A 13,015-nucleotide genomic window follows, 5' to 3' on the forward strand; every position below is an offset into this window, starting at 1 on the left:
CGCTTTATCTAACCCATCCTGCGACCTCTGTCTAAAAATAAAAACAATAAACAGCCTAGGCTGAAGGTGATCAGAAAGCCCTGACTAAATTCATTAATAGATCGTCCAGTAAAATAGTAGAGATCTGATTGCCAGACGTCTGTAGGAATATAGCGTGCATAATCCCAGACTGAAAACAGCGCGGTTAATATAGAAAAGAAAAATAAGCCCCAGGCAAATGACTTGATTTTTAGGCTAACTGCGAGATATTGGCGATGCTTTTTATAGTAGTGCACACTCATCCACAATATAAAAGGTAAGGCTAGAAAAGAGGTGCCAATCTGTAAAATCCGGTGCAGCGGATAACTTTGTCCAAACAACTGAAACTGTTGTGCTAAAACTTCATGGAAGGCAAAAGTCCGAAAATCGACGTGGGTCAGACCATCCCAGATTAAATGAGTGGCTGTGCCGATGATCAGTGCTAAACACATCGCCAAGATGAATCTCAAAGCTGAAAGGATGCTGCAAATCTTTAACTCATGCTGAATACCGATGAAACGGTAAATTACGGGCCGGTAAACCAGATACCAGATGCTACAGAAAGCCAGCCCAATCCAGAGGTCTGGATGAATCAGCGAAGACCATAAATGAGTGATATTAGAATTTTTGTGGGTAAAAAGACGATACAGATCGGGAACCATACTGCCAATGGCCAGCGCAGCAACAGGGAGTCTATTTCCAGTCAAATATGAAATAGGTGGAGCAAGCACAGCATGCGATAAGGTAAAGGGCATAAAGACAATGTTTTAATGTAATCAAAAATATTCAAAGGACATTCTAATAAAATATAGCACTGAGTATCGTAAAGGATTGCAAAAATAATGAAATGTTATATTATAACATTATTCTATTTTAGTCATTTTGAGCTTGGGTCATGTCTTTTCATAAGAATTTAATAACACTCTCTATTTTTGCGGTTATTACACCATCAGCATTCGCACAACAAGAAGAAGCGACAGTAGCTGTACAAACGCTGGAAACCATCCAGGTTCAGGCCCATCCATTGATACAAACCGCAGCAGATTTTGCGGTTGCGGATCATGTGGTGGATCAAAAAGCATTATCTGAGCGTGCGACGACTATTGGTGATGCACTGGCAGATGAATTGGGTGTCTATTCAAATCAGTTTGGTACAGGTGCAAGTCGTCCGGTCATTCGAGGTCAGGATGGCCCACGTGTGAAAGTGTTGCAGCATGCTTCAGAAACTGCTGATGTTTCGACCTTGTCTCCGGATCATGCTGTCACCGTCGATCCGATTCTGGCGAAACAGGTCGAAGTGATTCGCGGTCCATCTACATTGCTTTATGGCGCTGGTACAGTCGGTGGGTTGGTGAATGTCACTGATCAAAAAATCCCAACTCAAATGCCTGAAGATGGTTTGGAAGGTACAGTCGGTCTACGTTATAACTCAGGCAGTGACGAAAAACTGGCAAGTGCTGGGGTAACAGCGGGTATTGGTGAAAACTTTGCTTTGCGTGTAGAAGGTTCAAAGCGTAAAGCCAATGATTATATTGCACCGGATTATTTTCATGAGCATGATGACGAATTAGAAAAAGAACGTCGTGTGGGCAATACTTTTGCTGAAGGGCAAACAGTCAATATTGGTGGATCATGGATTCATGATCGTGGTTTTGTTGGTCTATCTTATAGTAACCGGCAAGACCAATATGGTTTGCCAGGGCATAGTCATGAATATCATGACTGTCATCCACATGGTAATGAATTGCACTGTGGCGGACATGGCCCAGCACCACAACCGGATCCAAATGCAGTTGAAGAAGAACACGCACATGGTGGTCCATGGGTTGATCTGGAATCACATCGTTATGATATGCGCACTGAGTTAAATAACCCATTTGCCGGTTTTGACAAGTTGCGTGCCCATGCCAGCTTTACTGACTATGAACACAATGAACTGGAAGAAAATGAAGTCATCAGTAACTTTAAAAGTAAAGGTTATGATGCTCGTTTAGAACTTGTGCATAAACCAGTCGCTGGTTGGGAAGGAGTCATTGGTACTCAATATAGCCAGCAAAAAATTAATCTTGCCGGTGGTACAGATGAACATGAGGGCCATTCCCATAGTAGTGTTCTGATGGCAGATACCAAAACTGAAAAATATAGTTTATTTGGTCTTGAGCACAAACAGATCGGGGATGTGCATGTTGAACTCGGTGCACGAGTAGAACATCAAAAAATTGATGTGGATTCAACTCAAAAAAATTACTCAGATACCGGTGTTTCAGGTTCAGCAGCAGCCAATTGGGAATTTGCGCCCAACTATAAGCTTTCTGTGGTTGGCTCGCATCAGCAACGTTTGCCTTTGGCGCAAGAACTTTATGCAGATGGGGTTCACTTTGCCACCAATACCTACGAGCGTGGGAATCAGGATTTAGATGTTGAGAAATCAAATAATCTTGAATTAGGTCTGCATTATGAAGGCGATAAGCTGGACTATCATGTGCATGTCTATCACAACTGGTTTGATAACTACATTTATGGTTCAACGACTGATAGTGAAGGTGACTTCCGCTTGGTCGACTATACACAAGACAAAGCTCGATTCTATGGGACTGAAGCACAAGCTGGTTATCAGATCAATGACATGTATAAGCTCAGTGTCTTTGGTGACTATGTACGTGGCAAGATTGAAGCTGAGAATGCCCCACGTGTACCGGCAGGTCGCTTAGGCACCAAAGTCGAAGCAGACTTTGCCGATGGCTGGTCAGGTCTGGCTGAGTATTATCATGTCTTTAATCAGGACAAGATCGCCAGCTATGAAGATGAAACCCAAGGCTACAATATGGTGAATGTTGGCCTGAGCTATGCCAATAGCCTTGCAGATAACAATGCTTATCGGGTTTATTTCAAGGCCAATAACCTGCTTGATGATCAGGTCTATTCACATACTTCCTTCCTGTCGAATATTCCGCAGGTGGGTCGCAACTTTACTGTCGGCGTGCAGTATGATTTCTAATAAGTCAGATGAAGTAATCGACGAAATCAAATAGATGTCACTGAAATCTACTTGAAAAATCATAAGATAAAACCTAGCCTGAGTATATTGGGTTAGGTTTTTTCTTATGCGTATCTTTCAACGAATTCACAATAAATTGAACTGGTCGAATCGCCGTTATGCGACTTTGATCATTAGTATGCTGGCCGTGGGTTATCTGGCTTCAGCGATCTACCACACGTATAAGCCTTTGCCGGAAGGTCTGAATTATACGGGCAAGCTGCGTCATGCCGAAGTCAAGTTTCTGGCTGATCAGACTTATCTGGATGCACAAGGCAAGCAGCAGCTAGATCATCGCATTTTTAATGAAATGCTGAACATGATTGAAGAAGCCAAATCGCTGATCGTGCTTGATATGTTTTTATTTAATCAGCAAACTGGGGCATCTACGCAGGAACATCAGGCATTAAGTCAACAACTGACGGATGCTTTAATCAGTAAACGTCTGTTGCAACCTGAAGTCGAAATCAAATTTATTACCGATCCGATCAATTCGGTCTATGGCGGAATTCGATCCGAGCAGTATCGAGCCCTACGTCAGCACGGTGTTGATGTGATTGAAACCAATCTGATGCCATTGCGGGCTTCCAATCCAAGCTGGTCCGGCTTCTGGTATATCTGTTGCCAGGGCATTGGCAATAATCCGGAAAAGGGCTGGTTGCCGAATCCATTTGGAACAGAAAAAATTACCCTGCGCAGTTATTTTGAGCTGTTTAACTTTAAAGCCAATCATCGCAAAACTATGGTGGTGGATACCGATCAAGGCTGGAAAGCACTGGTCACATCCATGAACCCGCATGATGGCAGTTCGCGGCATTCCAATATTGGTTTATTGGTCTGGGGTAGCACCGCTGTGGATATCCTGAAAACAGAGCAATCTGTCGGCATGATGTCACAAGCCAATATGCCTGCCATTGTCGCCGGGGATTTTCAGGCAGACAGCAGCCAGCCACAAGTTCAGGTGCTAACTGAAAAAGCTATTTATGATGCGATTTTGAATCTCATTCAGACCGCCAAAGCCAATGAGCAGATTGATCTGGCGATGTTTTATCTGTCTGAGCGCAAAATTATTAAAAGCCTGATCGCGGCACATGAGCGTGGTGTCAAAGTCCGGGTTTTACTCGATCCAAATAAAGATGCTTTTGGCCGTGAGAAAAACGGAATTCCAAACCGGCAAGTGGCTTGGGAACTGCATAAAGCAGGTATTGATGTGCGCTGGTGCCGTACTCAGGGTGAGCAATGTCATAGCAAAATACTGATGAAGCGCAATGCTCAGCAAGCTGAAATGATTTTAGGCTCGGCTAATTTTACCGTACGGAATCTGAAAAACTATAATCTGGAAACCAATATGCGCGTGCTGGGGCAGCCTCAGGCCGAAGTGTTCAAGGATGCCCAGCAATATTTTGACGGTGCATGGTCAAATCTGAATGGTCGTTCCATGAGCGTGGACTATACGCAATATGCAGAAGATTCGTTCTTTAAATACTGGCTATACCGTTTTATGGAATGGAGTGGCTGGTCGACGTTCTAGATGAGAAATCAAAAGGAAGTCGAGATGACTTCCTTTTTTTATCGAATAATAATGGATTAGCTAAACTCACCAGTTGAGCGTTCTTTGGCCCATTCACGCAGGACAAATTTTTGCAACTTGCCAGTCGAAGTTTTTGGAATCTCAGTAATCACCACATCTTTTGGCACTTTGAAACGCGCCAAATGTTCACGGCAGAATTCAATAATTTCTTCTGGTGTAACTTCGAAGCCCTGTTTGAGTTCAATAAAGGCACACGGCACTTCCTGCCAGCGTGGATCTGGTTTGGCGACTACCGCTGCAGTCAGAATCGCAGGGTGCTGATACAGCACTTCCTCTACTTCTAGCGAAGAAATATTTTCACCACCTGAAATGATGACATCTTTGGAGCGGTCAGTGATTTTGGCATAACCGTCTGGCTGGCAAACAGCGAGGTCACCGGTATGGAACCAGCCACCGGCAAAGGCTTCTGCCGTAGCTTCCGGATTTTTCAGATAACCCTTCATGACGATGTTACCGCGGAACATGATCTCGCCCAGCGTTTTACCATCATGTGGCACTTCCTGCATGGTTTCAGGATCAAGCACTTTCATACCATCCTGCAATGGATATGGTACACCTTGACGTGAGTGTAACTGGGCCTGTTCCTGAATAGTGAGATCGGACCAGCCAGCTTGAGATGCACATAGGGCAGAAGGACCATACGTCTCGGTTAAACCATAGACGTGCGTTACATTGATACCAATATTGCGCATGCCTTCAATAATGGCTGCTGGAGGCGCAGCACCTGCCACCATGACTTCTACACGGTGATCAAATTTGGTTCTTTTCTCTTCCGGGGTATTGATGAGCATCGACAGGACAATTGGTGCACCACAGAAATAATCGACTTTATGTGTGGCAATCAGCTGAAAGATCAGTTCAGGATCAACTTTGCGTAAGCAGACATTGGTTCCGCCGTTGGCCGCCATGGTCCAGGCAAAACACCAGCCATTACAGTGGAATAATGGCAGGGTCCAGAGATAGGTTGCACGTGGCATCATGCCACAGGCAATAATGTTGCTGGCTGCATTAATATACGCACCGCGATGATGATAAACCACGCCTTTTGGGTTGCCAGTTGTACCTGAAGTATAGTTCAGGCTGATTGCGTCCCATTCATCTTGTGGCAAGTGCCATTCAAAATTGGCATCGCCTTGAGCCAGCCAGCTTTCATATTCAATCTGACCAATACGATCAGCAGCTTCTTCATAGTTCTCATCTGCTACATCGATGATATAAATATCCTGCTTGATCAGTGCCAGCGCTTCCTGCGCCACAGCAGTAAATTCAGGATCGACGAGCAGAACTTTAGTTTCCGCGTGTTCTAGCATAAAAGCCAAAGTCTTGGCATCTAAACGGGTATTTAAGGTATTCAGTACAGCACCTGCCATCGGAACAGCGAAGTGCGCCTCGATCATGGCTGGGACGTTAGGTAAAAGGACAGATATGGTATCATTTTTGCCTACACCAAGCTGTTGCAACTGGTGAGCGAACCGACGACAGCGCTGATAAGTGTCACGCCAGGTAATTTCACGCTGGCCATGAATAATGGCATTCTGGTTGGGATAGATATAGGCCGCACGTTCTAGATAGCGTAAAGGTGAAAGCGCTACAAAGTTTGCTGGTGTGCGTGGTAATTCATCATATGCACTGACCATTATTCTACTCCATGAATAAATAATTATTGTGTAATTACTCTAAATCTAGCAATTTTTAGTGATTGTGACATTTATGCTTTAGTCGAGCGTGAATGAAAGATCAAGCTTTTAATATTTATATAATTGTTTTTATTAAACTTTAATGGGTAAAATGAACTGTTACTTTCCATGTCTGTCACCATAATAAACAGAATAAATTTGGCTCAAATAGAATCCGGTGTGCAATTTAGCTTCAAAGACCAGTGCAAATAGATAAAATGACTGGCTTTTATTTTTGTGGATTAGTGACTGATAAAATCAAATTATTTTGCAAGTATTTATAAAAAAACGAGTTTTACAAATTTACATAGACTTTAAAATTGACTTGTTTCTGTAAATGGCTGCATGATGATTTCTAAATAAAAAGATATTCATAACAACAAAAATAAGAGCAATTATGTCCGGGTTTTATTGACTTAAAACCGGGTAAAAGGAAGCCGCTATGGAGATAGCACGTGCAGAGATGTGGGCCAACTGGTCAGGTTCCCAGCGATCCAGTCCCAGTATTTTTCATCCTTACAGCATTGAGATGCTGCAGGGGCTTTTGCGTGTCTATCCAAAATTACGTGTTGTGGGTGCAGGCCATTCCTTTAGTGCCTTGGCAAAAACCAGCGACGTGCTGGTTTGCCTAGATCAGCTTAAAGGGATGTGTGACTATGATCGAGAACAGTGTCGCAGTACTTTTTGGGCGGGGACCCGTTTGTATGATGTAGGCGAGAAGTTGGCCACCATTGATCAGGCATTGGCAAACCAGGGGGATATTGACCGGCAAAGTCTGGCAGGTGCCATTGCTACAGGTACGCATGGAACCGGGGTGGAGTTACCTTGTCTTTCTGCTCTGGTTTCTGAATTTGAATTGCTGACTGCGGACGGTCACTTGCTATGCTGTAACTCTGAGCAGAATGCAGATATCTTTGCTGCAGGACGGGTGGCATGTGGCAGTCTGGGCATTATGACCCGTATCCAGCTACAAAACCGGCCCATGTACAGGTTGCAGGAGCAGATTCGACTTTGCTCACTCACCGATCTATATGCAAGCATCGATAAATGGAAGCATCAGCACCGGCATATAGAGTTCTGGGCCTTTACCCATAGCGATAATGTCATTCTAAAAAGTCTGGATGAAACCCAGGAAGAAGCACAGGCAAGACCGGATGGTTGGCTGGATGAGGACTTCATGTTGAACATGTGCTGTGAGCTGAATCGAATTTGGCCAGGACTGAATCCCTGGTTACAGCGTCTGTTAAATATAGCGATCCGGCCATCGAAAGCAGTGGACTGGTCCAGCCGTATTTTTCCTAGTGTACGTAATACCCGTTTTAATGAAATGGAATATCAGCTGCCGGTGAAACAGGGACTGGCCTGTTTTGAGGAGGTTATGGAAATACTACAGCAACAGAAAGCGCCGGTATTTTTTCCAATTGAATTTCGTTATGTACGTGGGGACGATATCTGGCTAAGTCCATTTTATCAACAAGATTCAGTTTCGATCTCCGTACATCAATTTTACAAACAGGATTATCAGGTGATTTTTGATCTGGTAGAACCGATTTTCAGAAAATACGGAGGACGCCCGCACTGGGGCAAGCTGCATTCGCTGGAAGCCCGACAGCTTTGTGAACTCTATCCGAAATGGGATGAGTTTATGCAGTTACGAAAATCCCTTGATCCACAGGATAAATGGCTCAATCCTTATCTGGAGCGCCTGTTCATTCCATCTTGAATGAGCTGAGGAGGAATACAGTATGCTATATCTTGACTACTTTCAGGAACTCCAGAAAACTCTGCATGAGCAAGGAAATGGACAACCTCAATTGATTCTGGATTTGTCTAAGCTGGAACAGAATATTGACTGGTTACAACATAAGATGCCGACCCATCTGAAACCGCGTCTGGTGGTGAAATCATTAGCCAATTCAATATTGCTAAAACGAATTGCTAAAGCCTTTAATACCCAGTCTTTTATGGTGTTCCATCTTCCGCATGCGGTCCATATCCTGCAAGCCTATACGCAGGCAGATATTCTGATGGGCAAGCCAGTGCCTTTGCAATGCCTGAAAAGCTTTACCGAAGATCAGGCTGAGCATCTGCCGAAAGTGCAGTGACTGATTGATTCAGCTGAGCGTCTGAAAAATTATCTGACATATGCCAAGGAGCGGAATCTACAGCTGCGGATCAATCTGGAAATTGATATTGGCCTTCATCGTGGTGGGTTGTCAGATCTAGAGCAGTTTATGCACTGCCTGGCGATTATCAAAAGCCATTCGGAATATCTGAGTTTAAGTGGTCTGATGGGTTACGATGCTCATGTTTCTAAGTTGCCTAGTGCATTATTTCCTCCCATCCAGAGCTATCAGAAATCTCAACAGTGTTATATGAACTTCATGAATGTCATGTGCCAGATGCTGCCTGAGCTGGATCTGTCTGCTCTTTGTCTGAATGGAGCGGGAAGTGGTACCTTGCATCACCACTTTATCCAGACGGTCTGTAATGATGTATCCTTCGGTTCAATGTTGCTCAAGCCAACTGATTTTGATCTGGAAGGCCTAGAGCCCATGCAACCGGCTTTATGGATTGCTGCACCAGTATTGAAAGTGCTGGACCAAATTCAGTTACCTGGATTAGAGCGATTAAAGCGGTTTCAACCGCGGCAACGGGCGGTATGTATTTATGGTGGTTACTGGCGCGGGAAATGTATCTATCCGCCAGGTGCGAAGCCACATTTACTGTATGGACGCAGTAGTAATCAGGAATTGTTGCAGATTCCATCTAGTTGCCGGATTCAGGTCGATGATTATGTATTTTTCCGGCCCGCCCAAAGTGAATCGATTCTGCCACAATTTGCTTCGCTGTATGCTTATGAGCAGGGACAATATCAAAAGTGGGAGAATTTTAGGGAATAACAGGATGGATCATGGTGGCTATCTCCCAAGTCATTCTGAATATCCTGCAAGGGATTGGCAGCAAAGCATGTTTTCAGCCGAGAAAAAAGGATTAACGGTTTATTAAATGGCCCGAGACGTGTAAAATTCTAGGCGATTTTTATTTATCCACCGTTTTTATCTTTTGAGGTTCTCCTCGATCATAATCTCGCGGTGACATGCTCCATTGTACGGGGCATCACTCCTTAAGGATTTCATATGCCAATTATCACTTTGCCAAATGGCGATCAAAAACAGTTTGATCAAGCCGTATCTGTGATGGAAGTTGCTCAAAGCATCGGTCCTGGTCTAGCAAAAAATACTGTTGCAGGTCGTGTGAACGATCGTTTAGTAGACGCTTGTGATCTTATTACTGAAGACGCAACCTTACAGATTATTACGCCGAAAGACGAAGATGGTGTTCATATCATTCGTCACTCTTGCGCACACCTAGTGGGTCATGCTGTTAAGCAATTGTTCCCAGAAGCAAAAATGGTAATTGGTCCAGTCATTGAAGAAGGTTTCTACTATGACATCTGGATGCCACGTCCATTTACTCTAGACGACATGGCAGCGATTGAAGAGCGTATGAAAAAGCTCATCGATCAAGACTACGATGTCATCAAAAAAATGACACCACGTGATGAAGTGATCAAAGAATTCACTGCACGTGGTGAAGAATACAAACTCCGTCTGATCGAAGACATGCCTGAAGAAACACAAATGGGCTTGTATTACCATCAAGACTATCTGGATATGTGCCGTGGTCCGCACGTTCCAAATACTAAATTCTTAAAATCGTTCAAGCTGACTAAAATCTCGGGTGCTTACTGGCGCGGTGATGCTAAAAATGAACAGCTGCAACGTATTTACGGTACAGCCTGGGCAGACAAGAAGCAGTTAGCGGCTTATATCAAACGTATTGAAGAAGCAGAAAAACGTGATCACCGTAAAATCGGTAAAGCGCTAGACTTGTTCCATATGCAGGAAGAAGCACCGGGTATGGTGTTCTGGCATCCGAATGGCTGGACCATTTACCAGGTTCTTGAACAGTACATGCGTAAAGTTCAGCAGGACAATGGCTACGAAGAAATCCGCACACCACAGGTGGTTGATTTCACGTTATGGGAAAAATCAGGCCATGCTGCCAACTATGCAGACAACATGTTCACGACGCATTCTGAAAACCGTAACTATGCGGTGAAGCCAATGAACTGTCCTTGTCACGTACAAGTGTTCAACCAAGGCTTGAAGTCATACCGTGATCTTCCGGTACGTCTGGCAGAATTCGGGTCATGTCACCGTAACGAACCATCAGGTTCTTTACATGGGATTATGCGTGTTCGCGGCTTTACCCAAGATGATGCACATATTTTCTGTACCAAAGAACAAATTGGTACTGAAGTTGCAGACTTTATCAAATTGACACTCGATGTATACAAAGACTTTGGCTTCGAAGAAGTACAAATGAAGTTGTCGACTCGTCCTGAAAAACGTGTTGGTGATGATACACTTTGGGATATGGCAGAAAAATCTTTGGCGGATGCCTTAGATGCTGCTGGTCTGGAGTGGGAATTGCAGCCAGGTGAGGGTGCGTTCTACGGTCCGAAGATCGAATTCTCATTGAAAGACTGCTTGGGTCGTGTATGGCAATGCGGTACCATTCAATGTGACTTCAACCTTCCAGAACGTCTAGATGCATCTTACGTGACCGAAGACAACGACCGTGATCAGCCAGTAATGTTGCACCGTGCAATTCTTGGCAGTTTCGAGCGTTTTATTGGTATACTTATTGAACACTACGCAGGCTTTATGCCACCTTGGTTATCACCAATTCAGGCGTGTGTCATGAATATTACCGATTCTCAAGCTGAGGCTTGTGAGTCAGTCGTCGCAAAACTTAAAGAAAGCGGTATCCGCGCGATTTCCGACTTGAGAAATGAGAAAATCGGCTTTAAGATTCGTGAACGTACTTTAGAGCGTATTCCTTATCTACTGGTACTTGGGGACCGTGAAGTAGAGGAAGGTACGGTAAATGTCCGTACCCGCTCAGGAACAAATTTGGGTACCATGTCAATCGATGCTTTCGTTGATCTGGTAAAAACAGCCGTTGCCGAACGCGGCCGGTACATTGTGGAGTAACAGCGATTAAACAGCCTGACCGTAATCAACAGGGCGGTAACAAATCAAACCGTCCTGCGTTGAATGATGAAATTCGTGCAAAAGAAGTCCGTCTTGTAGACGAAAATGGTGAGCAAAAAGGTATCGTAAGCTTAACTGAAGCTTTACGTGCAGCAGAAAGCGTAGAGCTTGATCTTGTAGAGATCGTAGCAAATGCTGAGCCACCTGTTTGTAAAATCATGGACTTTAACAAGCATTTGTTTGATCTTAAACAAAAGCAGAAAGAAGCGAAGAAAAAACAACATCAAGTACAGGTGAAAGAAATCAAGCTACGCCCTGGTACTGATGTAGGTGACTACAACGTAAAACTGCGTGCCATTTTAAAGTTCTTGGAAGAAGGCAACAAAGTCAAAATCACACTGCGTTTCCGTGGTCGTGAGATGGCTCACCAACAGTTGGGTCTGGCTCAATTACAAAAAATTGAAGCTGATGTAGCGGAAATTGGTGTAGTTGAACAGTCTCCAAAAATGGAAGGCCGTCAAATGGGTATGCTGCTTGGTCCTAAAAAGAAAAAGTAAGCACTCATTGAGCGAAAAAAGCCCTGCACTTGCAGGGCTTTTTTATTTTATAGCCATAAAATAGACAATCTAGTTTCTGCTATCAGTTTAAAGCTTAAAAAATAACTCAACTATGATGCACATTAGTTGTGCCGAAATAATTTTGATCAGAATTATAGTTATAAACATCACAAATATGAGTGAATACGAGTGGAGAAGAGATATATTTTTTAAACTTGGTATAAATTGCTGGATAACTGGCTTATGGCTTTTTTAAATAATCGCGTTGTACCGTATCAACTGGTCATTTTTGATATAGATGGTACTCTGGTTGATTCCTTTGAACAGTTTATCGAGTTGCTGAATTGCTTTGCCGGTAAATATCGCTATGCATTGATGCATAAAGATCAGGTCGAGCATTTAAGAGCTTTACCACCACGACAGATCCGTCAGGCACTCAATCTGTCAATATTTCAGACCTTTCGCTTAATGTATGACTGTAAACGGGAGATGCGTCGTAGTGGCAAAATGCCAGAATTGTTTGAAGGTATTGCGGATTTGCTTCGCCATCTCAAACAGCAGGGCGTTCGCATGGCAATTGTCACCTCCAATACTCCGAATAATTGCCGAAAGTATCTAGGTGCGGAACTGTTTCAGCTATTTGAGTGGGTCGAAAGCAATGCTTCAATTTATTCGTTGGAGCGTAAAACTTCGGGGTTCAGCCCGAGGATATAAGCGACTGGCGTAAGCCATTAATGCGGTGTTTGCTGTTGCTGAATATAGTGTTTAATAATTCCGATTGGCGCACCTCCGCATGACGCAGCGAAGTAACTTGGGGACCACAGGGCATTGCCCCATAATTTGCTCTTAATTTCAGGATGCTTAGTGCGTAGAATGCGACTAGACGCACCTTTTAAGCTATTCACTAAACTAGAAATGGCGACTTTAGGTGGATAATTGACGAGCAAATGTACATGATCATGTTCACCGTCAAATTCTATCAATTCAGCTTCAAAGTCTAAGCAGACACGTTCAAATACTTCACGCATCGTTTCAAGCATGGCATTGGTGAAAACATCTCTACGATATTTCGC

The 13,015-nt window shown here is 43.8% G+C and carries 9 protein-coding genes and 1 pseudogene; 7 read left to right on the forward strand and 3 right to left on the reverse strand.

Going from position 1 to position 13,015, the window contains the following annotated elements:
• Positions 1 to 8: 8 nt before the first annotated feature.
• The gene (locus tag HADU_RS03015) at positions 9 to 773 is read right to left on the reverse strand and encodes a DUF4184 family protein (protein WP_008303462.1); all 765 of its coding nucleotides are present in this window, start codon (positions 771 to 773) and stop codon (positions 9 to 11) included.
• Positions 774 to 913: 140 nt separating this feature from the next.
• Here HADU_RS03015 and znuD point away from each other — a divergent pair, with 140 nt between their 5' ends.
• Both znuD and HADU_RS03025 read left to right on the forward strand, forming a co-directional pair.
• Positions 914 to 3,016: a zinc piracy TonB-dependent receptor ZnuD gene (znuD, locus tag HADU_RS03020; protein WP_008303464.1), complete on the forward strand. Its 2,103-nt coding sequence runs from the start codon at positions 914 to 916 to the stop codon at positions 3,014 to 3,016.
• Between the two features lie 106 nt (positions 3,017 to 3,122).
• On the forward strand, positions 3,123 to 4,586 hold the full coding sequence (locus tag HADU_RS03025) for a phospholipase D-like domain-containing protein (protein ID WP_008303466.1): 1,464 nt from the start codon (positions 3,123 to 3,125) through the stop codon (positions 4,584 to 4,586).
• A 56-nt stretch (positions 4,587 to 4,642) separates the two neighbouring features.
• Here HADU_RS03025 and HADU_RS03030 read toward each other — a convergent pair whose 3' ends face one another.
• On the reverse strand, positions 4,643 to 6,283 hold the full coding sequence (locus tag HADU_RS03030; protein WP_008303469.1) for an acyl-CoA synthetase: 1,641 nt from the start codon (positions 6,281 to 6,283) through the stop codon (positions 4,643 to 4,645).
• A gap of 481 nt (positions 6,284 to 6,764) precedes the next feature.
• Here HADU_RS03030 and HADU_RS03035 point away from each other — a divergent pair, with 481 nt between their 5' ends.
• From HADU_RS03035 to HADU_RS03055, 5 genes and pseudogenes are all read left to right on the forward strand, one after another.
• Positions 6,765 to 8,045: a D-arabinono-1,4-lactone oxidase gene (locus tag HADU_RS03035; RefSeq protein WP_008303470.1), complete on the forward strand. Its 1,281-nt coding sequence runs from the start codon at positions 6,765 to 6,767 to the stop codon at positions 8,043 to 8,045.
• 22 nt (positions 8,046 to 8,067) lie between these two features.
• A pseudogene (locus HADU_RS03040) lies at positions 8,068 to 9,225 on the forward strand (alanine racemase).
• A 237-nt stretch (positions 9,226 to 9,462) separates the two neighbouring features.
• Positions 9,463 to 11,385, forward strand: coding sequence for a threonine--tRNA ligase (thrS, locus tag HADU_RS03045; protein ID WP_008303473.1), 1,923 nt, complete (start codon positions 9,463 to 9,465; stop codon positions 11,383 to 11,385).
• Positions 11,386 to 11,390: 5 nt separating this feature from the next.
• Positions 11,391 to 11,942 carry a translation initiation factor IF-3 gene (gene infC / locus HADU_RS03050; RefSeq protein ID WP_081398996.1) on the forward strand — a complete coding sequence of 184 codons (552 nt, stop codon included), beginning with the start codon at positions 11,391 to 11,393 and terminating at the stop codon, positions 11,940 to 11,942.
• 243 nt (positions 11,943 to 12,185) lie between these two features.
• Entirely contained in the window at positions 12,186 to 12,656 is a 471-nt protein-coding gene (locus HADU_RS03055) for an HAD hydrolase-like protein (protein ID WP_004889909.1), read from the forward strand.
• 17 nt (positions 12,657 to 12,673) lie between these two features.
• Here the strand turns inward: HADU_RS03055 and tnpA are convergent.
• On the reverse strand, positions 12,674 to 13,015 hold a 342-nt coding region (tnpA, locus tag HADU_RS03060), incomplete at its 5' end, for an IS200/IS605 family transposase (RefSeq protein WP_008303476.1).

Origin of the sequence: Acinetobacter sp. HA (assembly GCF_000264725.1) — a bacterium.
Taxonomy (GTDB): Bacteria; Pseudomonadota; Gammaproteobacteria; order Pseudomonadales; family Moraxellaceae; genus Acinetobacter; species Acinetobacter schindleri.